Below are 20742 nucleotides of genomic sequence, written 5' to 3'. Positions count from 1 at the left end.
GTCGCCGAGTCCCTGGCGGGGTCATCGACCTGGCGGCGGTGCCGGATAATCGCCGCATGTCCGAGCTTGCCCCGGGGACGGCATGAGCGTGGCCCTGCTGCTGTCCCTCGCCGGCCTGGCCCTGGTCGACAGCACCAGCATCGGCACCCTGTTCATCCCGGTGTGGCTGCTGCTCGCCCCGGGGCCGGTGAGCGTCCGGCGGGTCCTGACCTACCTCGGCACCATCGCCGGCTTCTACTTCGTGGTCGGGGTGCTGCTCTACTTCGGTGGCAGCGGCCTGGCCGAGTTGCTGGGCGGTGCGCTGGACAACCGGCCGGTGCTCTGGGGCCAACTGGTGCTCGGTGTCGGTCTCTTCGCGCTGAGCTTCCGCTACGACGGCAAGCGCGGCGCGGGCACGGGTCGGGTGCTGCGCTGGCGGGACCGGGTGACCGCCGGTGACTCGTCGTCGCGTTGGCTGGTGGGGCTGGCACTGTTCGCCGCGTTGGCCGAGGTGGCGACGATGCTGCCCTACCTCGGCGCGTTGGGCCTGCTCACCACCTCCGGGCTGGCCGTCTCCACCGTCCTGGCACTGCTCGTCGGCTACTGCCTGGTCATGGTGTTGCCGGCGATGCTGTTGCTGGGTGCTCGGGTCGCCTGGCCACGCCGGGTCGAGCCGGTGCTCAACCGGCTCAACGCGTGGATCGTCCGCTCCTCGGGCAGCATGCTCGGCTGGGTGCTGGGCATCGCAGGCTTCCTGATCGCCCGCGACGCGGCGGCCCGGCTGGAGCTGTTCGAGATGCTGGCCCGCTGACGGTGGGGCCCAGCCCGGGATCATGGTCAGCCGGTGACCCGGTGCCCGCCGGTGTAGACGTTCATCGTTCGCTCCCTGAGGAAGCCGACCAGGGTCAGCCCCGCCTCGGTGGCCACGTCGACCGCGAGGGTGCTCGGTGCCGAAACCGCGGCGAGCAGCGGTAGACCCGCCATCCACGCCTTCTGGGTCAACTCGAAACTGGCCCGACCCGACACGAGCAGCACCTGCCCGGCCAGCGGCAGCCGGCGTTCGCGTACCGCCCAGCCCACGACCTTGTCGACCGCGTTGTGCCGACCCACGTCCTCGCGCAGCACCACCAGTTCGCCATCCGCGGTGAACAGGCCCGCGGCATGCAGTCCGCCGGTGCGGTCGAAGCCGCGCTGCTCGGCCCGCAGCCGCTGCGGCAGTTCGGCCAGCAGTTCGGCGGGCACGCTGAGCGGGTCGTCGCTGACGTCGAAGAGTGACCGGGTACGCACCGCGTCGATGCTCGCCTTGCCGCAGACCCCGCAGGCGCTGGTGGTGTGGAAGTGCCGGGTCGCGTCGGTTACCGGGTCCGGCACGCCGGGTGCGAGGGTCACGTCGACCACGTTGTAGGTGTTCGGGGTATCCGTGCCGGCACACAACTGGGCGGTGGACACGTCGTCCGCCGAGCGGATCAACCCCTCGGTGAGCAGGAAACCGACGGCCAGGTCGAGATCGGCGCCGGGGGTCCGCATGGTGACAGTCAGCGGCGGCCGTCGCCCGGGCCCGCCGGGACCGACCCGGATCTCCAGGGGCTCCTCGGCGGCGACCGTGTCCGGCCGCCGAACCCGACGCCGGCCGGCCTCCGCCGCATCCAGGTCAACCCGCACGACGCTGCGCCGCTCCGAAGCCCGTCCCACCACACCATCCTGCCCCAACGGCCTGTCCCGCCCGTGCACGGTCTCGGGCTTCTGACCCCCGCGACCCGTAGCGCCCGGATGTCTGCGGTCGCACTGTCGAGCTGATCCAGCTGGGCCGTCAGCCGTGGGTTCGAGGCGCGATCCGCCTGTGCGTTCAGCTCGACAGGAGCTGGCTACCATGACCGCCGCCGCTGTGGCCGCGGGGATGGTGCGGACGGCTAACGTGGCGCAATGACGGCGTACGCGGCGGTGGTGCTCTCGGGCGGCGCGGCGCGCCGGATGGGCGGGCGGGACAAGCCGGTGCTGCCGGTCGGCGGGGTGCCGATGCGGGAGCGGGTGCTCGCTGCGGTGGCCGACGCGTCGCCCCGGATCCTGGTCGGCCCCGGGCCGGCCATCGCCGGGGTGCGGCTCACCCGGGAGGAACCGCCGGGCGGTGGGCCGGTGGCGGCCGTCGCGGCCGGGGTGGCCCTGCTCGACACCGATGTGCCCGCCGTCGCCCTGCTCGCCGCCGACCTTCCCCTGCTGACCCGGTCAGCCATCGGCGAGCTGCTGGACCACCTGCTCCGCGGCGACCCTGACCGCCCGCCCGACGGGGTCTGCTTCGTGGACGGGTCGGGGCGGCGGCAGACGCTGTGCGGGGTATGGCGGCCGGCGGCACTGTGTGTCGCTCTCGATCGACTGACCGTTCAGCGTGGTGGCGACGTGACCGGTGCACCGCTGCGGGAACTGCTCGCCGGCCTGATCGTGCGCGAGGTGGCGTGGCGCGGTGCCGGCCCGGCGCCCTGGTTCGACTGCGACACTGAGCGTGATCTACGTCGGGCAGAGGAGTGGACGCGATGACGGTGATGGACGACTGGGTGACGGCCGCCTGCACCGAGCTGGGTCTCGACCCCACGCAGGTGCCGGTGCCCACCGTGCTGGACCTCGCTCGGGACGTGGCCCACCAGGTGCTGCGACCGGGTGCCCCGGTAACCGCGTATCTGCTCGGTCTGGCCGTCGGGCGCGGCGCGGACCCGACCACGGCCGCGGCCACTCTGACGGCCCTGGCCGGCACCTGGCCGGTAGAGCTGGGCGGCGACCGGCAACCGCGTACCGACCCGGTCGGATCCGACCACGACTGACCGCCTCCGGGTCGTTGTCCGATCACGGTCCGCGCTGATCCCCGCCAGCGGCCGGCTGGGTAGGGTGACCGGAACGGACGGAGGCGATCATGACGGCTGACCACCCCTCGGCGCCGCCCGGCACGCCGGCGCACCACGAGTCGATCCTGCTCGACGAGCCGAGCACGGCCGACCTACGGGCGAAGGTGACCCACGCGTGGCGGGAGTTCGCCCGGGCGCTGGCGGACCGGCTGTCCACGCTGCCGCCCGGCGCGGAGGTGGCGTTGACCCTCGACCCGACCGCCTCCGGGACCGATGACGCCGTCTACTCCGTCTACGTCGAGGTTCGGCCGGAGGGCCGGTTCGCCGCCCGGGCGGTGGGCAACGCGACGCTGCCCCAGGGCTACCGGTTGGACCGCGCGGCGGTCGCCGACATGGTCGCGCTGGGCTGGTCGCCGCCGGGGGTGGTGGACGGTTCGGGCGACCTGTTCGGGCTCGACTGCGCCACCGACGAGACCACCCGACTGGCCGCACTCCTGTCTCGCACCCTGCGGGACATCTACGGGGCCCCGCATCCGGCCTTCCTCGTCTACGCGATCGAGGACGGCGACGGTGAACCGATTCCCGGGCCGGCACTGGGGACCGCCCGCAGCGAGGCGAACCTGGCGCGGGAGATCGGTGCCGAGCTGGAGAAGGCCCTGGCCGCCACCGACGAGGCCGAGGCCGACACCGAGGTGCTGGATCTGGCCGAGCGGGTCCGCACGGTCGTCTCGACCATGCTGAAGTCGGACTCCGACCGGCTCCAGGTCGACTCCGACGGTGACATCAACATCCGGGCCGGCTCGGCGATGGTCTTCGTCCGGGTACGGGACAACCCGCCCCTGGTCGACGTCTTCTCTCCGGTGCTGACCGAGGTCGAGCCGACCGAGCGGCTCTACGTCAAGCTCTCCGAGTTGACCAACCGGATGCCGATCGGTCGCCTCTACTGCGCCGACGACACCGTGTGGGCGTCGATCCCGGTCTTCGGGCGCAACTTCCAGCCGACGCACCTGATGCTGGCGGTGCAGGTGATGACCGGGCTCGCGGACGAACTGGACGACCGTCTGCACGGCGAGTTCGGCGGCAAGCGGTTCTTCGGCGAGGGGGACAAGCCGGGGCGTGGCGAGCACCGCACCGGCATGTACCTGTGACGACGCTCAGCGCACGTCGAGCAGGGTCTTGCCGACCGTCGACCGGGCCCCGATCGCCGCGTGCGCGTCGGCTGCGCGTGCCAACGGGAACCGCTGGCCGATCGTCGCGCGCAACCGCCCGGCCGCTCCTTCGGCAAGCGCCCGCTCGGTGTACGCCCTCAGCTGAGCAGGTGTCGGCGTCGGCCGGAGCAGGGTCACACCTCGTCCGACGGCGGTCTCCGCGTCGATGCCGGCCCACTCGCCACTGGCCAGTCCGAAGCTGAGCATCCGGCCACCCCGGTCGAGCAGTTCGAACGCGTCCCGCCCGATCTCGCCCCCGACCCCGTCGAAGACCACGTCGACCGCGCCGACCGCCGACCGTACCCGCCCCGCCCAGTCGGGCTCCCGGTAGTCCACCGCGATCTGAGCACCCAGCGGCGGCAGCAGCGCAACCTTGCGCGTACCGCCGGCGAGCCCGACCACCCGGGCACCGGCGCGTGCCGCGAGCTGGACCAGCAGGCCGCCCACTCCACCGGCGGCGGCCTCGACGAGCACCCGGTCGCCGGGCCGGAGCCCGGCCGCGTCGGCCAGCATCAAAGCCGTACGCCCGTCGGCGAGCAGGGCCACCGCCTGGTCCAGCGGCAAGCCGTCCGGTACCGCCACCGGCAGCGACGCGTCGACGGCGACCCGTTCGGCGTACGCACCGGAGCCGCCGGTGCCGCTGACCACCCGTCGGCCGACCAGTTCCGGGTCGACGCCCGGCCCGACCCCACTGATCACGCCGCCGACGCCGTTGCCCGGGATCACCGGCAGGGTGGTGCCCGACGGCCCGAAACCGGTCGCCCGGAACTGGGTCTCCACGAAGGTGATGTTCGTGTGGACCACGTCGATCAGCACCTGACCCGGCCCGGGTACGGGATCGGGAGCGGTGCCCGGCACCAGCTTCTCGGGACCGCCGAACTCGTGGATCCACACCGCCCGCATGGCTCTCCCCCCAACCGACGCTTCTCTTCGAGTCGATCACTTGAAGCGTGGTTGAGGTCAAGGCGGGTGGGGCCCGGAAACCCCGAGAAACCGGGCCCCACCCGCGGGGGAGGGAGGTTCAGGTCGCGGCGATCCAGGCCAGGCTCCGGGCCGAGGCCGGGTCGGTGGCGCGTACGCCCGCGTCGGAGACCGTCCAGAGCACGTCACCGATCACCAACGACCGACGTACCGCTGGGCCCCACCCCCGGTCGTGGTCGCCCCCGGCCGGGTGGGTCACCTCGCCGATCTCCCGGATCGTGTCGTCGTCCACCCGCAGCAGCCGGACACCGGCGTCGACGGGCAGCGCCACCAGTCCGTTGTCCGGCCGGTACAGGAAGGCGTGCGGGTCGTGTTCGGCGTTGGACCACCCGCCGGGCAGGTGCCACTGGTCCAGCCGGGTCGGCCGGGTGGGGTCGCGGACGTCGAAGAGGGACACCTGTACGCCCTCGGCGCGGCCCTGGCGGTCGGCCTCCTGCCCGACGCCGAGCAGGCGACCCTCGGGCAGCGGATGCAGGTACGCCGAGTAGCCGGTGATCTTCAACTCGCCGGTGACCACGGGTGCGGCCGGGTCGGCCAGGTTGAGCGCGTACAGCGGATCGGTCTGCCGGAAGGTGACCACGTACGCGACCGGTCCGAGGTAGCGCACCGAGTAGATGCGTTCACCCCGCCCGAGGCCGCCGACCACGCCGACCGCTACCAGTGATCCGCCCTCGCGACGCAGCACGCGGACCGCCGACTCGGACGCGCGCCCCTCGCCCCAGAACTCACCGGTGGTGGTGGCCACCCGCAGGTGCCCCGCCCACTCCGAGAGCGCGTACTGATTGACCAGCCAGCCGGGCACCGAGCCGGCGGCGAGGAAACGCGGACGGCCCGGCGCGGCGGTGTCGAACTGGTAGATGTCGGTGACCTGCTCGGCCGACGACGGCCGCCAGCGGGGTGTGCCGACGAGCGGCATCGGACGCTGACCCGCCAGGTAGAGGCTGGTCGCCGTGCCGTAGACGGTGTCGGCGTCGGCGGCCACGGCGACCGGGTCGCCGTCGCCCAGTCGGTCCGCGGTGAGGTCGAAGCTGAGCACGGTGAGCGTGGACGAGCCGGTCATCCGTTCCGGCCGACTGAGCCGGTCGCAGCCCACCCGCCCGGTGTGCCGCTCCGGTCCGGCCGTCCACTCGTACTCCGGCAGCCACGCCTCGACCCCGGCCCGCGAGATCACCTGACGGTTGCGCTTGGTCCGGACCGGATCGCTGCCCTCATCGGCGATCGGAAACTCCAGTCGGGCGGGCGCGCGGACCGCCACCCGGGCCGTGTCTCCGGTCAGCCGGGCGTCGACCGTGCTGCCCTGGATCCGGTACGTGCCGAGCAGTCGGGGCCGTTCGGCCAGGTCGACCAGGAGCAGACGGGTGTCCGGCCGGCGGACCGATCGGAACACGTCGGCGGGGACGACCATCTCCTCGGTGAGCACCAGCGCACGGTCGCCGAGCAGCAGCATCCGATGCTCGTGCCAGCGCAGATCCTCCCGGCCGCCGGTCAGGTCGAGCCGACCGGTGACACTCCGACTCACCGGATCGACCACCCGCAGCACGCCGCCGGTGACCGTGACGATCCGTCGACCGTCGGTCTTGACCAGGTCGGGCTCGTCCGCGCCGGCCTCGTGGTTGTTCGTGGTCGAGTGACCTGCGGAGGCGTCCACGCCGGCCTCGCCCGGTGCCCCGGCGAAGGTGCGGGCCACCGACTCCGCGCCACCGATCGCCGCAGCCCGGTCGCCGAACAGGACCGAGTCACCGGCGAAGCCGTACGGGCCGACGGAGGCGGCGGCCGCGCTACGCAGCTCCGTGAGGGCGTCGGCACAGGAGTCGAAGCTGACCAGGCCGACCGGCACCATCGGTGTTCCGGCGGAGTCGGGACCCGTCGGCGCGGGTTGCGACACGGCCACGCTGCCGGCGAGCAGCGCCAGCGCGACCAGCGACCCGCCGGCAGTGACGACCTTGGCTCCCCGTTTCATGGGCGGTTCGACGCGGCGACTCGGCGTCCGGTTCCATCCGTCCCGGCGGGTTCCGGGTCAGCCGGTGGAGGGGCCGACCCCCGGGGATTCGACCAGCCGGGAGAGGACGATGGTGCTGCGGCTGGAGGTCACGAACGTCTCGGCCCGCAGCCGCTCCAGCGCCTCCTCCAGGTGCGCGATGTCGGCGGCCCGCAGGTGCACCAACGCGTCGGCCTCGCCGGAGACGGTGTACGCACCGACCACTTCGGGGTGACGACGCACGGCGGCGCCGATCTGAGCCGGTGTGGTCCGGCCGGCGCAGAACAGCTCCACGAAGGCCTCGGTGGTCCACCCGACCGAGGCCGGGTCGACGATGGCCGTGAATCCCCGGATCACTCCGGCCGACCGCAGACGATCGACGCGTCGCTTGACCGCGGGAGCGGAGAGCGACACCCGGGTGCCGATGTCCGCGTACGAGGCGCGAGCGTCAGCGACGAGCAAAGCAATGATTCGCTGGTCTACGGCGTCGATCTGCAATGTTCCGCCTCTGGGAAGCAATGTTTGCGGCTGTTACCAAAGTTCTACCGTACCTACCCTTGGTCACCGTGAACCAGCAGCGAGTGCCGCGAAAGCGGACATATCTCATGTGCTCTCCCGAGCACTTCGCGGTCGAGTACGCGATCAACCCGTGGATGGACGTGACCGCCACGGTCGACGCGGAGTTGGCGGTCAAACAGTGGGACCGCCTGCGGGAGACCCTGGTCGGCCTCGGCCACGAGGTGCATCTGCTGGTGCCCGAGCCCGGCCTGCCGGACATGGTCTACGCCGCCAACGGCGCGTTCATGGTCGACGGCACGGTCTACGGGGCGCAGTTCAAGCACCAGCAGCGGGCCGCCGAGGCGGCCACGCACCGGGCCTTCTACGAGTCGCAGGGCTGGCGGTTCATCGCGCCGAACGAGACCAACGAGGGCGAGGGTGACTTCGCGTACCTGCCGGAGGCGCACGGCGGGCTGATCCTGGCCGGCCACGGCTTCCGTACGGAGTTGCCGGCACACGCCGAGGCCCAGGAGGCGCTGGGCCGGCCGGTGATCTCGCTGCGGCTGGTCGACCCGCGCTTCTACCACCTGGACGTGGCGCTCGCCTCGATCGACGACGGCAACGTCGTCTACTACCCCGGCGCCTTCTCGGCCGCCAGCCAGCGGGTGCTCACCCAGCTCTTCCCCGACGCGGTGCTGGCGGACGACGAGGACGCCCTCGCCTTCGGGTTGAACCTGGTCAGCGACGGTGCCAACGTGGTGCTCAACAGCGAGGCAACCCGGCTCGCCGGTCGCCTCAAGGCGGCCGGCTACACACCGGTGCCGGTGGAACTGGCCGAGCTGAAGAAGGGCGGTGGCAGCGTGAAGTGCTGCATCGCCGAACTGCGGTTCTGAGCCCGTCAGAACGACGAGGCCGGCCCCAGGTGGGGCCGGCCTCCGTCTGTCGGATTTCGAATCAGCCGAGCGTGGCCAGTTCGTTGACCAGCACGTTCGACACCACCTGACCGTCGCGCTGCACCTCGCGCAGGTACCACTTCTGCTGCGGCGTGCGCGGCTGGTTGAACTGCCAGGCACCGCGTGGGCTGTCGATCTGCCCGATCCGGCCCAGCGCGAGGTTGACCTGCTGCGGGGTGGGTGCCGAACCGGCCAGACGGATCGCCTGGTCGAGCACCTTGGCCGCATCGTACGAGGCCATCGCGTACGTGGTCGGGGAGGTGTTGTGCTTCTTGCGGTACGCCGAGGCGAACCGGCGGTTGGCCGCGTTGTTCAGGTCGGCGGAGTAGTTCAACGCGGTGCGGATGCCGAGCGCGTCGTTGGCCGGCCGGATGCTCTCCAGCACCGAGCCTTCGGTGAGGAAGCCGGGGGCGTAGATCTGACCCCGGAACCCGGCGTCGCGCAGTTGCATGATGAACGCCGCCGCCGCGTCACCGGAGTAGAAGCAGAAGACCACGGACGGGTTGCCGGACAGCGCCCGGTTGATGTCCGAGACGTAGGCGGTCTTGCTCGGACTGCTGTTGCCGGTGGTCCAGACCACCGGGGAGGCGATGCGCGGGTCGGACTCGCCGAACTCCTGGCGGAAGCCGCGCAGCACGTCCTCGACGCCGACGACCCCCTCCGGCAGGATCGTCGCGACCCGGTCGGAGGGACCGAGTTCGTCCTTCAGGTAACGACCGAGCGCCCGGCCCGCCTCGTCGAGCACGTACGAGGTGCGCCAGATGTAGACGACGCTCTGCAGGCTCGCGGGCGAGGCGTTCGAGCCGATCAGCGGAACCCGCGCCTGTTCGACGACGTTCCGGATACCGAACATGACCGACGAACTGGCGACCCCGGTCAGGGCGAGCACGCCCTGCTTGAGCAGTCCGTCGACGGCGGCCTGACCGGACTTCACGTTGTCGCCCTCGTCGGCGGTGATCAGGTCGACCGGGTGGCCGCCGAGACGCCTGTCGTTGAGGTCCAGGTACAGCTCGAAGCCGTTGAGGAGTTCGTCGCCAACGGCCTTGCTCGCACCCGACTGTGGCGCGATGAGCCCGATCTTGATCGGGCTCTCTGTGCCGGTGACCTCGGGCTCGGCGTCGGAGCCGCACGCGGCGACGAGTCCGCCCGTACCGAGCGCGGCCAGCAGCTGGAGTGCCCGCCTGCGGTTCATCTGCGACACCGGGTTCCCTTCGAATGTGTTGCCGGGCGGCATCCGCCCCTTCGGCGTTCTACCTGCTCCGCGACGCTGCGTCAATGGCTAATGATCTTCGTGCAGAGACCGCAACGCGTCGGTTACCTCCGGCCAGGCCGTCGAGCCTGGCGCGATAAGGCCGAAATGCTCGCTATCTGCCAGCTCAATCAGGCGTATATCGGCACCCGCGGCGCGGGCGGCGGTCACATAACTTCGAGAGAGGTCGATGGGGACCTGCTGATCGAGCGTGCCGTGTATCACTACGGTCCGTTGCCGCAGTGGTACGAGTGACCGGGGATCGGTGGTCGCGTACCGCTCCGGCACGTCGGCCGGGCCGCCGCCGAGCAGCGCGGCCACCGCACCGGCGTCCAGATCCAACCGGTACGCCTCGGCCAGGTCCGCCACGGGGGCGAGAGCCAGCACGCCAGCGACCGCGCCGGGGGCGTGCGCCGCGGCGTACAGCGCGAGGTGCCCGCCAGCCGAGTGGCCCACCAGCACCGGCGGCGCCGAGGTGACCCGCCCGGGCAGGGCGGCCGCGGCCAGTCCGGGCAGCGCGGAGATCCCCGCCAGCACGTCGGTGAGGGTGCCCGGCCAACCACCACCGGGCTGCCCGGTGCGCCGGTACTCCAGCTGGGCGACCGGGTACCCGAGCGTGGCCAGCGCGCTCGCCAGCGGCCCGGTGTGCCGCCGGTCGTACTCGGCACGCCAGAAACCTCCGTGCACCACGACCACCAGCGGCCGGGGCGGGCCGGAGCCCGCTGGACGGCGTAGATCGGCGATCTGGTCGGGGTGTTCGCCATAGGCGACGGTCACGTCCGGTTCAGGCGCGGGGCGGGTGAGCACCGCCCGGGGATCGGAGGGCATCGGGCGACGGTAGCGCGGTTTCCGGAACGGCCGGGGTTGACGCCCGCGCGAGACCGGACAGCGGGCCGGCGGGCACTGGTGGCTGCCACTGGGTAAAGATGGAGGGCATGACCGAAGCGCGCTCCGCTGGACAGAACGACGAGCCCGGCCGGGACGGCACCGGCCACTCCGGCACCGTGGTGGTGGTCGGACCGGACGGTCGCCCCGTCGGCACCGTGCAGACCGACGACGGACCCGGCGAGGATCCGTCGCGCCTGGTCGAGCAGCCGGCCAAGGTGATGCGGATCGGCAGCATGATCAAACAGCTGCTGGAGGAGGTCAAGGCCGCTCCCCTGGACGACGCCAGCCGGCACCGGATGCGGGAGATCCACCAGCGGTCGATCGTCGAGCTGAAGGAGGGGCTCGCCCCCGAGCTGCGCGAGGAACTGGAGCGGATCTCGCTGCCGTTCACCGAGGACCAGGCACCGAGCGAGGGTGAGCTGCGCATCGCCCACGCCCAGTTGGTCGGTTGGCTGGAAGGGCTGTTCCACGGCATCCAGGCGGCCCTGGTCGCGCAGCAGATGGCGGCCCGGGTGCAGTTGGAGCAGATGCGCTCCGGCCGGCAGGCGCTGCCCAGCGGGCCGGCCGGGGCCATGCTGCCGGGGATGCCCGGCATGGGGCAGCCGGGCGGTGAGGGACACAGCACCGGCCAGTACCTCTGACCGTCCGGTCCGGGTGCGGCACGCCCGTCGCGCGCCGCACCCGGCCCGGCCTAGTCCACCCCGAAGGTCTTCTCCAGGTACGCGGCCACCCCGTCGGCCGAATTCGCCGGAGCGACCTCGTCGGCGACCGCCAGCACCTCCGGATGGGCGTTGGCCACGGCCACGGCCCGCCCCGCCCAGGTGAGCATCGGCAGGTCGTTGGGCATGTCACCGAAGGCCAGTACGTCTGGCGCGGCGATGCCGAGGCGGTGGCAGTACCAGGCCAGGCCGGCGGCCTTCGTCACCCCGGCCGCCGAGATCTCCACCAGCCCGGAGTGTGACGAGTGGGTGGCCTCCGCCAGCCCGGCGAGGGCGGCCGCGATCAACCGGGTGAACCGGTCCGGGTCCTGCTCACCGGCGCGGGCCAGCAGCTTCACCGCCGGTGCCGACAGCAGTTCCTCGGCGGTCTCCACCGCCCTGATCGCCTCGTCGTCTGGGTCCCAGCGCAATGGGTAGTGCGCCTCGTGGCGCATCTGCCGGCTGTCGACCACCTCCACCGCCAGGCTCACCCCCGGTATCTCGGCACGCAGGCGTCGGACCACCTCGGCGAGCAGCTCCGGTGCCAGCGGATCGGCCCGCAGCACCTCGTCGTTCGTCGGGTCGTAGACCACCGCGCCGTTCGCGCAGACCGCGGGCAGTGGCTCGGCCATCTGGTCGTACACCCGCCGGAGCCAGCGGATCGGCCGGCCGGTGACCAGCACGACCGGCGTGCCCTGAGCGGAGATCCGGGCCAGCGCGGCGGCGGTCCGGGCGCTCAGCGTACGGTCGTCGCGCAGTAGCGTCCCGTCGATGTCACTGGCTACCAGGAGCGGGGTGGAGTCCATCACCGGGACAGTAGCCGGTCGAGGTAGACGGCCACCCCGTCGTCGTCGTTGCGCAGCGTCACCTCGTCGGCGACCGCGCGCAGGCTCGGGTGGGCGTTGGCGACGGCCACCCGTCCCCACCCGGCCCACGCGAACATCGGCAGGTCGTTGGGCATGTCACCGAAGACCAGCACGTCGGCCGGGTCCACGCCGAGGCTCTGCGCGATCACGCTGAGTCCGGAGGCCTTGTCCACCCCGGGCGGGCAGATCTCGATGAATCCCAGACCGGCCTGGGTGAGGGTGGCGAGATGCGGCGGGACGATCTCCCTGGCGACGGCGAGCAACTCGTCCACGTGGTGATCGGCGGTACGCGCGAACGCCTTGATCACATCACCGGAGAGGCACTCCGCGCGGCTGCGGACCTCGAACGCGTCCTGGTACGGCCAGGCGGGGTGGTAGTCACCCCAGAGCGGGGCGTCGTGCTCGTCGGACGCCTCGACCATGACCGTCAGCGGGCCGACCGCAGCCTCCAGCTCGGCGAGCAGGACGGCCAGCACCTCGCTGGAGAGGCGCTCGTCGCGTAGCACCACCGGCCCTTCCGGGTCGCTCTGGTCGACCACCCGGCCGCCACCGGCCAGCACGAGGAAGTCGGCGGCACGGATGTCGTTGCGGGTCAGTTCGGTCAACCGGGGCCCGCGACCGGTGGCGCCCACCACCGGAATGCCGGCCGCGCGGACCCGGTCGAGCACCTCGTGTGTGAAGGCTGACACGGTGTCGTCGCTACGGACGAGCGTCCCGTCGAGGTCGGTGGCGATCAGCTTGGGCAGGCCCGGGCGGTTCATCGTTCCTCCTTCGCCCGCCGCCGTCGCGACCAGCCGTTCACCTCGTCGATCGGCGACCCGGCGTGACGGCGGGCAGCAACCGTACCTCGCAGAACTGGTCGCAACCATGGCTTCCAGGCGAATCGGGTGCCAACGGGCGACGCACCGGAGGTGACTCCGGCGGTCAGTCGGGCGGCGCCTCCCGGGCGAAGGGAACCGTCGGTGTGACGGTGATGTCGGCGGGCGGGCGGTCCCCCTCCGGCTCCGGCTCCAGGGCCCTGCGCCGGGCGCGCCGCCGCGGCTCGTCCGCCGCCATCCCGGCCGGCTCGGGCGAGGTCCGCAGGAGCGCGGCGGCGAACAGCCCGACGGCGACGAAAGCGACGAGCAGGCCACGCCCGTACTCGAGGTCGAAGGTCAACTCCGGGTTGTAGAACATGCTCCGTCGCATCGTGTCGTCGAGCGACACCACGGTCGCCGCGAGCAGCGCGAGCACGCCGGCGGCGAGCGCCAGCCCGGCCACCCGGGCGTTGGCCCGGACGTGATCGGTGCCGCGCAGCGCGAGGGCCACGGCGGCACCGAGCAGGAAGAGCCCGACCAGGTACGCGGAGCCCAGCCCCACGTCCGCCACGCCGCTGGTGACTTCGAGCGGGGTGGACGGGTCCGGTCCACCGTTGGGGATGGTGATCGTCGACCACTCGCCCAGCAGCGACGCCAGGGCCGCCACCGCACCGAGCCCGGCCAGCAGCAGCGGCATCCGGTGGTCCCGGCCGAGACCACCGAAGGCCCGCCGGAACCGACCCGCCGCGGGCGACTCGTCCTCCGCACCCCACTCGAGGACGCTGGCGCCTTCGGAGCGGTCGTCCTGACGGGGGATGGGGAGGTCGTTGGTCATCGCTCACCTCTCCTGGTGGCTCGGCCGCCGTGCCCCGAGGGTATCCGTCGCATCATGACACAGCCGGTCCGTGACGCGAGGAACGCCGACGCGGCCGAGGCGGTCGGTCGCCTGCCGGCCCCCGGTGGACTAGCGTCAGGTGTATGCCTATCCGCACTTCTTCCGCACGTTGGCAGGGCAACCTCACCGAGGGGTCCGGCACCATCCGCACCGGCAAGGGCGGGCTGGAAGGGAACTACTCCTTCAAGTCCCGCTTCGAGGAGGGTGAGGGCACCAACCCCGAGGAGCTGATCGGTGCCGCGCACGCCGGCTGCTTCTCGATGGCCTTCTCCAAGGCTCTCGCCGACGCCGGCACGACGCCCACCTCCGTGGAGACCACCGCGAAGGTGCACCTCGACAAGACCGACGCCGGGATGACCGTGACCCGGATCGAGCTGGACACCGTCGGCGAGGTGCCCGGCATCGACGAGGCGCAGTTCGCCAAGCTGGCCGAGACCGCCAAGCAGAACTGCCCGATCTCCCGCCTGCTCTCGCCCGGCGCCGAGATCACCCTCACCGCCCGCCTGACCTCCTGACCCCACCTAGCCCCGCCGGATCTTGCACTTTCCGGTCGCCGTTGCGCGGCCTCTGCGCCGCTTCACGGCGACCGGAAATGCAAGATCGCGGGTGGGGTGGGGAAGAATGGGGGCGTGGCGGTGGAGATGGGGCGTGAGCGGTTCGAGGAGTTGGTGGGGGAGGCGCTGGACGAGGTTCCGGAGGAACTGCTGGCGCTGATGAGCAACGTGGTGATTCTGGTGGAGGATGATCCGCCGCCCGGTGAGAACCTGCTCGGCCTCTACGAGGGACACGCGTTGACCGAGCGGGGCTGGGACTACGCGGGCGTACTGCCGGACCGCATCCTCATCTACCGCAACCCCATCCTGCGCATCTGCGACACGGACGACGACGTGGTCGACGAGGTGGCCGTGACCGTGGTGCACGAGATCGCCCACCACTTCGGCATCGACGACGCGCGCCTGCACGAGCTGGGCTGGGGCTGACGACGCGCTGAACCGCCCTGCCGGCTCAGCGCGGCCGGCGATCTGGTCCGGTGGCCGGGTCGCTCAGGTGAGTTCGCCGGCCCGCAGTCGGGCCAGCCAGGCGGCGGCGTCGGTGTAGTCGGCGTCGGAGAGCCCCGCCGGAGCGGCGACCGGCCGATCGCCGCTCGTCCGGTCCCATCGATGCCGGGGGTACGAGCCGAGAAAGCGCACGTCGGCGCAGACCCTGCGCAGGCCCTGCAGGGCCTCGCCGAGCCGGGCATCGGCGACGTGACCGGTGCAGTCGAGGAAGAACACGTAGCGGCCGAGCGCCTCGCCCGTCGGCCGGGACTCGATCCGGGTCAGGTTGACGCCCCGGACCGCCAACTCCATCAGCACGGAGAGCAGCGCGCCCACCCGGTCGTGGGCGATGTAGACGGCGAGTGACGTCACGTCGTCGCCGGTGGGCGGTGGAGGAGGGCCGGGCCTCGACAGCAGTGCGAAGCGGGTCACCGCGTCGGGGTGATCGGCGATCTTGTCGGCCAGCACGGCGAGCCGGTGTCGGCTCGCACCGATGGGGGCGCAGATCGCCGCGTCGTACTCGCCATTGGCCGCGCCGGCCGCCGCCGCGCCGTTGGACAGCACGTCCACCACGACCGCGTCGGGCAGGTGCGTACGCAACCAGCCCCGGCACTGGGTGGACGCCTGGGGGTGCGCGGCGATGCTGCGTACCGACGGCAGCATGGTCCCCTGGCGTGCGCCGAGCACGAACTCGACCGGGAGGATCACCTCCCGGGTGATGACCAACGGCTCCCCCTCGGCCAACTCGTCGAGGGTCACCCCGACCGCGCCACCGATGGAGTTCTCCAGCGGCACCAGGGCCGCGTCGGCCTCGCCCGCGCGGACGGCCTCCAACGCCTCACCGACGCTGCGGGCCGGCGTGCGGCTGCCCCGTTCGGCGGCGGGCACGGTACGCAGCGCCTGCTCGGCGAAGGTGCCCTCGGGCCCGAGGTAGACGAAGCGTGTCGGTGGCGTTCCCGGCATACGCTCAGCCTACGCACCCGGCGTCGGCGACGATCCCGACGGCGAGGGCGACGACCCCGATGGCGTGCCCGACGGCGTGGGTGATGGTGTCGTCGAGGGAACTGGCACCGGAGGACCCCCGCCGTCGCTGCCGCAGGCGAGGGTCTGGATACCGGCGGGGCCGGCCACCCGTACCTCGACCGTGCACACGTCGGTGCCGGCGGTGACCAGGCGCAGGGTTCCGGCTCGATCACGGGTGACCACCTGGAGCGGCTCGTACCCGGCCACGTCGAGGGTGGTGAACTGCCAGTCCGCAGCGCACAACGGCCCTGTGCGGACGCTGACCCGCGCGTTGCGGGGAAGCATCCCACCGCGCCCACGGACCAGATCGATGATCCGTTGCCCGGTGGGGCCACCCTGACAGGCGACCGCGACCAGTCCGGGATCGGTCGTGGGTCGGGGAAGACCGGCACCGGGCAGCCCGCCGACGGGTGGTGACGTGGGGGTGGCCGACGTGCCGGGCGTCGCCGTGGGCGCCAGCGTCGGCAGCCCTCGCGCCCCGTCGCGTAGCTCCGGGGGCTCGCCGCATGCGGTCAGCAGGAGCAGCGTCAGCGCGATTGCGGCGACCGACCGTCGGGGCGTGCCGACCGGCCGACCGACGCCGGCTTGGCGGGGTGGGATGAGCGGCACGGGAGCGTTCAGACCTCGGAGAAGAAGGTGAGGGAGCCGGCGACCGTGCCGTCGGTGACCACGGGTGTGGAGATGGCGTCGACGGTCGCGTCGGGCGTGCCCTCCTCCGCCGCCTCGATCCGCAGCAGACCCCGGGCCAGGCGCCCGGAGGTGAGCGCCAGCAGGGGTGGGATCTTGTCGATCTCCGGCTCGGCCAGCTCGCCCCGGTAGGCGGTGAAATCCAGCAGCCGCAGCCCGCCCTCGAGCAGTGGCAGACCGATCACGTCCTCCGGCGCGCCCAGCCCCAGCAGCTCGCAACCGGCGGTCGAGACGGCCAGCACCCGGGTCTCGGCGTCGATCAGCAGGCAGGGCTCTTCGGCGCTGGAAACCGTCGCCGACCAGCGGCTGATGTTGTCGTACCCCGGCTCTGTCGGTGTCCCCACGGAGGGCGGGAACACTTCCGAGAGCGAGAGTTCGACGTGGGCCACCGAGCCTCCTATGCACACCGACGGTACGTCCACGCTAGCCGGTCGCGGCAGGGACCGCCGACCGCGTTGGCGTCAGGTGCCGTCGGTGTTGATCAGTGCCCGGTCGGCGACGGCGCGGGCCGGCGAGCTGAGCCGTGCCCGGCCGCGTGGCGTCGCCGCTGACGTTACCGGCGGCCGGCCGGCTTGTCAGCGGCCGTTCGGCCGTGGTCGTACCACCGGTAGTCGGCTGCCGGCGGGTAGTCGCCGTTTCCCCAGGTGCTGGGGTGCTGGGCGACCCGGGACAGCTTCTCGGCGGTGGCCGGGCTGATCCGGTTGCCGCCGGCCACGAGCAGCCGGTCGAGCTCCCGGTGGGTCGCCATGAGGCAGTCCTTCGGAAGGCCGTAGACGCTGATGACGCCGGAACCCACGAAGGTGAGCACCGGCGTCACCGGGATCGGATGGCCGACGGCCGCGGTCAGTGCCTTGCTCGCGCGCCGGGCGTCGCGGCGGGCCTCGGCAACGTACGGCGGGCGCTTACCGTTGATCTGCACCACGTCGCCGGCCACCAGGACACGGGCCCGACCGTGGTCGGCGATGGTGACGGCGAAGAGTCCGCTCGGGCCGATGGCCAGGAACCCGGCCCGGTTGTCGGCGTTGTCGTCGAGCAGGACGTCGGCCGCGTCGGTGCGGGGCCAGTCGATGACGTGCCACGCCGGCCCGAGGTGGTTGAGCTGGCCGAGGGCGCGGGCACCGGCCGCCTCCAGCCGTCGGGCGCCCCGCTCGGCCCGGCGCCGACGTGCCCACTCCAACGGGGACGGGCGAGGGGTCGCGACCACCCCGGGAGACTCGACCCGGGGGTGCGGCACCGCCACGGGCGGCAGCGCCCTGGCGGACGGTACGGCTCGACGAGCGGGGAAGACAGTCATCGCGACCTCCGGCAAAAGGTCCCTCGAAGTTACTTTCTCACTACCCTACGTTGCCAGTCCCGGTGGTCGGCAAGCCGGAGCGCCGGAATGACTGTGGATGAATGCCATATTCACCCACGGTTGTTTTACCGGATACCGCCAAACCCTGCCCTACGCTGCGAGGGTGAGCCACTTCGTGGACAGTGAGGTCGGTCGACTCGGCACCGTCCTGTTGCACCGGCCGGGGCCGGAACTCGCCCGGCTCACCCCGCGCAACAACGACTCGCTGCTCTTCGACGCGATTCCGTGGGTGGGCCGGGCGCAGGAGGAGCACGACGCCTTCGCGGCGGCCCTGCGGCAACGCGGCGTCGAAGTGCTCTACCTGACCGACCTGCTCACCGAGGCGCTGGCCGTGCCGGACGCCCGGACCGAGCTGACCGAGGAGGTGCTCAACTCGCCCCGGCTGGGCGACACCCTGCGCGCCCGGGTCGGCGCGCACCTGGCCTATCTCGACCCGGCCGCGCTGGCCGACGTTCTCGTCGCCGGACTGGCCCACGAGGAGCTGCGGCTGGGACGGGAGCGCCGGGGTGGGCTCGTCTACACCCTGATGGACCGGCACGACTTCATCATCGATCCGCTACCCAACCTGCTGTTCACCCGCGACTCGTCACTGTGGATCGGTGACCGGGTCGGCGTGACGAGTCTGGCGATGCCCGCCCGGCGGCGGGAGACCACGCTGACCGATGCGATCTATCGACACCATCCCCGGTTCGCCGGTACCGAGTTCGTCTACCGACCAGGTCTGGAACCCCTGGAAGGGGGCGACGTGCTGCTGCTGGCACCCGGGGTGCTGGCCGTCGGGGTCGGTGAGCGGACGACGCCCGCCGGTGCCGAGCGCCTGGCGCGGCGGGTCTTCGCGGCCGGCCTGGCGCACACCATCCTCGTCGTGCCGATCGCCCAGGAACGGGCCACGATGCACCTGGACACCATCTGCACGATGGTCGACGTCGACGCGGTGCTGATGTACCCGAACGTGGCCAGCACCCTGTCGGCGTACACCGTCATCGCCGGCACCGACGGCGATGACCCGCGGGTGGACGGGCCGGCACCGTTCCTGCGGGCCGCCGCCGACGCCATGGACCTGGACCGGCTACGGGTGATCGACACCGGGCTCGACCCGGTGACCGCCGAGCGGGAGCAGTGGGACGACGGCAACAACACCCTGGCGCTCGCGCCCCGCCTCTGCGTCGGTTACGAGCGCAACGTCGAGACCAACGCCCAGTTGGAGCGGGCCGGGATCGAACTCATCCCGATCGCCGGCTCGGAGCTGGGTTCGGGGCGAGGCGGCCCCCGTTGCATGTCTTGCCCGCTGCTCCGAGAGCAAGGAAGGGCACCTTCTTAACGCCTGCGGTAGAGCAAGGGCCCCTTATTAACAACCGGGCGCGGTCAGCGCAGGGTGAGCTGGCGGCCGAGCAGTCCCTGCCGGGACCGGCGGGCGGCGGCGTCCAGCGGGGCGGAATCGGCCAGGGCGTCGGCGTACCGCTTGGCGAAGTCGGCGACCGGCTGTTCCCAGTCGCCGGCCGGGACCTCCTCGGGCAGGTCCCAGACCGGCACCAGCCGCCCGTGGGCACGGAACATGCCGGCGAACCGGGTCTCCTCGCCGAGGGTCAGCGAGCCGGCCGCGCCGAGCCGGGCCAGGGCGTCCAGGGCGGCCTCCTCGGCCTCGGGGAGCACCCAGCGGACGTGGGCCTTCTCCGGTACCCGGCACCAGTACGCGGCGCGCGCGGACGCCAGCCGCACCGTGGGATAGATCGCGGCGTTGGCCCGCTCCAGGGAGGCCTGCACGGTCGGATCGTCGGCGGCCTCCGGCACCAGCCAGAACTCGAAGCCCTCGTGCAGGCTGATCTCCAGCGGACCGTCGACCAGGATGTCCTGCAGCCGGGGACCCGGGCCGGGTAGCGGTGGCACCGCGACCGGGGCGCCGGGAGCGGTGCGCAGCGCGCAGAGCAGCGACTCGGCCAGGTCGCGGGAGACGTCGCCGGACTGGAGATGGCGCTGGAGCCCGACGAAGACGTGCCCGTCCTGCCGGCTCATCGCCGGAGCGGCCATCGGCAGCACGGTGGCCAGGGTGACCGGCCGGTCGCCGTACTCGTCGACGAGTTCCTGGGTGAGCCGCAGCGGCGCGGAGGCGGCGGGCACCAGCTCCCGCAGGGCGATCCATTCGGGCTCGTCGGCCAGCCCTTCGAAGGGCCGGGGGACGAAGACGTCCCGGATCCGTTCCCGCTTGCCGGGGCCGGTGACGGCTCGCTGGTTCTTTCGACGCTTGCTCACGGCGAGACAGCCTAGCGCGTGGGTCGACGCCCTCGGTCGAGCCGACGCGGAGTCCGGGCCGCCGCTACGGCACCGGATGCTAGACCGGCCGGTTCAGCCGGTCGGCACCAGCGCCGACCGGTCACCGACCGGGTCGAAGTCGGCCCAGACGCTCTGCCCGAGACCGTCGCGCTCCACGCCCCAGCCGCTCGCCAGGCCGGAGACGATGTGCAGGCCACGGCCGTCGGCGGCCTCCATGTTCGGCGGGCGGATCTGCGGGCGGCACGCGGCACCGCCGTCGGTGACCCGCAGCCGCAGCTGCGGCCCCTCGGGCGTGCAGCGCAGCCGCCAGGCGACCCGGACCACGCCTCCCGGTAACGGGTCAGCGTGCCGCACGGCGTTGCCCACCAGCTCAGCCAGAACCGCCACCAGATCCGCCAGCACCGCCGGGGAGACGGCCCCGGCCAGCTCGGCGGCGAGCCGATGCCGGGCGATGCGCGCACCACTGGCGTGGTGCGGCACCACCACGCACCACGCCCGTTCGACCGCTGTCGTCGCCACTTCCGCCCCTCTTTCGCCCCGTGACCC

Annotated in this window: 23 protein-coding genes and 1 pseudogene; 9 read left to right on the top strand and 15 right to left on the bottom strand. The window is 72.3% G+C overall.

All coding sequences use genetic code 11. The features are described from left to right. Window positions 1-82: 82 nt before the first annotated feature. Window positions 83-790 (top strand): GAP family protein, encoded by a 708-nt coding sequence (locus SM447_RS03865; RefSeq protein ID WP_474571335.1) that lies wholly within the window; start codon window positions 83-85, stop codon window positions 788-790. A gap of 26 nt (window positions 791-816) precedes the next feature. On the opposite strand, the gene fdhD is transcribed toward SM447_RS03865, so the two are convergent. After that, window positions 817-1671: a formate dehydrogenase accessory sulfurtransferase FdhD gene (gene fdhD / locus SM447_RS03860; protein ID WP_474571334.1), complete on the bottom strand. Its 855-nt coding sequence runs from the start codon at window positions 1669-1671 to the stop codon at window positions 817-819. A 231-nt stretch (window positions 1672-1902) separates the two neighbouring features. Here fdhD and mobA point away from each other — a divergent pair, with 231 nt between their 5' ends. The 3 genes from mobA to SM447_RS03845 all read left to right on the top strand — a co-directional run bounded on the left by mobA (window position 1903) and on the right by SM447_RS03845 (window position 3961). Further along, window positions 1903-2511, top strand: coding sequence for a molybdenum cofactor guanylyltransferase (mobA, locus tag SM447_RS03855; protein WP_474571333.1), 609 nt, complete (start codon window positions 1903-1905; stop codon window positions 2509-2511). Continuing rightward, entirely contained in the window at window positions 2508-2792 is a 285-nt protein-coding gene (locus tag SM447_RS03850; protein WP_474571332.1) for a DUF6457 domain-containing protein, read from the top strand. Before mobA ends, SM447_RS03850 begins: the two co-directional genes overlap by 4 nt. Window positions 2793-2881: 89 nt before the next feature. Next, window positions 2882-3961, top strand: coding sequence for a T3SS (YopN, CesT) and YbjN peptide-binding chaperone 1 (locus tag SM447_RS03845; protein WP_474571331.1), 1080 nt, complete (start codon window positions 2882-2884; stop codon window positions 3959-3961). Between the two features lie 6 nt (window positions 3962-3967). Here SM447_RS03845 and SM447_RS03840 read toward each other — a convergent pair whose 3' ends face one another. The 3 genes from SM447_RS03840 to SM447_RS03830 all read right to left on the bottom strand — a co-directional run bounded on the left by SM447_RS03840 (window position 3968) and on the right by SM447_RS03830 (window position 7478). Beyond that, window positions 3968-4924: a zinc-binding dehydrogenase gene (locus SM447_RS03840; RefSeq protein ID WP_474571330.1), complete on the bottom strand. Its 957-nt coding sequence runs from the start codon at window positions 4922-4924 to the stop codon at window positions 3968-3970. A 118-nt stretch (window positions 4925-5042) separates the two neighbouring features. Next, window positions 5043-6962: a beta-propeller domain-containing protein gene (locus SM447_RS03835; RefSeq protein ID WP_474571329.1), complete on the bottom strand. Its 1920-nt coding sequence runs from the start codon at window positions 6960-6962 to the stop codon at window positions 5043-5045. A 57-nt stretch (window positions 6963-7019) separates the two neighbouring features. Then, entirely contained in the window at window positions 7020-7478 is a 459-nt protein-coding gene (locus tag SM447_RS03830) for an Lrp/AsnC family transcriptional regulator (protein ID WP_164448819.1), read from the bottom strand. A 59-nt stretch (window positions 7479-7537) separates the two neighbouring features. Here SM447_RS03830 and ddaH point away from each other — a divergent pair, with 59 nt between their 5' ends. Further along, window positions 7538-8371, top strand: a complete 834-nt coding sequence (gene ddaH, locus SM447_RS03825) for a dimethylargininase (protein WP_474571328.1) — start codon at window positions 7538-7540, stop codon at window positions 8369-8371. Window positions 8372-8432: 61 nt separating this feature from the next. Here ddaH and SM447_RS03820 read toward each other — a convergent pair whose 3' ends face one another. Together SM447_RS03820 and SM447_RS03815 are read right to left on the bottom strand one after the other, a co-directional pair. Continuing rightward, window positions 8433-9632 carry an ABC transporter substrate-binding protein gene (locus SM447_RS03820; RefSeq protein WP_474571327.1) on the bottom strand — a complete coding sequence of 400 codons (1200 nt, stop codon included), beginning with the start codon at window positions 9630-9632 and terminating at the stop codon, window positions 8433-8435. Window positions 9633-9710: 78 nt separating this feature from the next. After that, window positions 9711-10508 (bottom strand): alpha/beta hydrolase family protein, encoded by a 798-nt coding sequence (locus SM447_RS03815; RefSeq protein WP_474571326.1) that lies wholly within the window; start codon window positions 10506-10508, stop codon window positions 9711-9713. Window positions 10509-10606: 98 nt separating this feature from the next. Between SM447_RS03815 and SM447_RS03810 the strand changes: the two genes are divergently transcribed. Continuing rightward, a complete protein-coding gene (locus SM447_RS03810; protein ID WP_474571325.1) occupies window positions 10607-11209 on the top strand; it encodes a bacterial proteasome activator family protein in 603 nt (200 codons plus the stop codon). 50 nt (window positions 11210-11259) lie between these two features. Here the strand turns inward: SM447_RS03810 and SM447_RS03805 are convergent, their stop codons facing one another. The 3 genes from SM447_RS03805 to SM447_RS03795 form a co-directional block, all read right to left on the bottom strand. After that, complete coding sequence (locus SM447_RS03805; protein WP_474571324.1) at window positions 11260-12072, bottom strand: HAD family hydrolase; 813 nt, start codon at window positions 12070-12072, stop codon at window positions 11260-11262. Next, window positions 12072-12893, bottom strand: coding sequence for an HAD family hydrolase (locus tag SM447_RS03800; RefSeq protein ID WP_474571323.1), 822 nt, complete (start codon window positions 12891-12893; stop codon window positions 12072-12074). The genes SM447_RS03805 and SM447_RS03800 overlap by 1 nt, the downstream gene beginning before the upstream one ends. Before the next feature lie 163 nt (window positions 12894-13056). Continuing rightward, window positions 13057-13764 carry a hypothetical protein gene (locus SM447_RS03795; protein WP_474571322.1) on the bottom strand — a complete coding sequence of 236 codons (708 nt, stop codon included), beginning with the start codon at window positions 13762-13764 and terminating at the stop codon, window positions 13057-13059. 143 nt (window positions 13765-13907) lie between these two features. Here SM447_RS03795 and SM447_RS03790 point away from each other — a divergent pair, with 143 nt between their 5' ends. Together SM447_RS03790 and SM447_RS03785 are read left to right on the top strand one after the other, a co-directional pair. Then, entirely contained in the window at window positions 13908-14339 is a 432-nt protein-coding gene (locus SM447_RS03790; RefSeq protein WP_474571321.1) for an OsmC family protein, read from the top strand. A gap of 120 nt (window positions 14340-14459) precedes the next feature. Next, window positions 14460-14804, top strand: coding sequence for a metallopeptidase family protein (locus SM447_RS03785; protein WP_474571876.1), 345 nt, complete (start codon window positions 14460-14462; stop codon window positions 14802-14804). Between the two features lie 63 nt (window positions 14805-14867). On the opposite strand, the gene pheA is transcribed toward SM447_RS03785, so the two are convergent. The 4 genes and pseudogenes from pheA to SM447_RS03765 form a co-directional block, all read right to left on the bottom strand. Then, the gene (gene pheA / locus SM447_RS03780) at window positions 14868-15824 is read right to left on the bottom strand and encodes a prephenate dehydratase (protein WP_474571320.1); all 957 of its coding nucleotides are present in this window, start codon (window positions 15822-15824) and stop codon (window positions 14868-14870) included. A 117-nt stretch (window positions 15825-15941) separates the two neighbouring features. Continuing rightward, window positions 15942-16421: pseudogene (locus SM447_RS03775) on the bottom strand (hypothetical protein); the annotation flags it as partial. Window positions 16422-16501: 80 nt separating this feature from the next. Beyond that, entirely contained in the window at window positions 16502-16960 is a 459-nt protein-coding gene (locus SM447_RS03770; protein WP_474571319.1) for a PAS domain-containing protein, read from the bottom strand. A gap of 164 nt (window positions 16961-17124) precedes the next feature. Further along, window positions 17125-17865, bottom strand: coding sequence for a hypothetical protein (locus SM447_RS03765; protein ID WP_474571318.1), 741 nt, complete (start codon window positions 17863-17865; stop codon window positions 17125-17127). A 163-nt stretch (window positions 17866-18028) separates the two neighbouring features. Here SM447_RS03765 and SM447_RS03760 point away from each other — a divergent pair, with 163 nt between their 5' ends. Then, window positions 18029-19246 (top strand): arginine deiminase, encoded by a 1218-nt coding sequence (locus SM447_RS03760; RefSeq protein WP_474571317.1) that lies wholly within the window; start codon window positions 18029-18031, stop codon window positions 19244-19246. A 44-nt stretch (window positions 19247-19290) separates the two neighbouring features. Here SM447_RS03760 and SM447_RS03755 read toward each other — a convergent pair whose 3' ends face one another. Together SM447_RS03755 and SM447_RS03750 are read right to left on the bottom strand one after the other, a co-directional pair. Then, window positions 19291-20175: a DUF5926 family protein gene (locus SM447_RS03755; protein WP_474571316.1), complete on the bottom strand. Its 885-nt coding sequence runs from the start codon at window positions 20173-20175 to the stop codon at window positions 19291-19293. Window positions 20176-20268: 93 nt separating this feature from the next. After that, a complete protein-coding gene (locus SM447_RS03750) occupies window positions 20269-20682 on the bottom strand; it encodes an ATP-binding protein (protein WP_474571875.1) in 414 nt (137 codons plus the stop codon). Between the last annotated feature and the right edge of the window lie 60 nt (window positions 20683-20742).

The sequence above is a fragment of the Micromonospora aridisoli genome, assembly GCF_056150025.1.
Note: the sequence above shows the minus strand (reverse complement) of the source record. Positions and strands in the feature narration are given on the sequence as shown.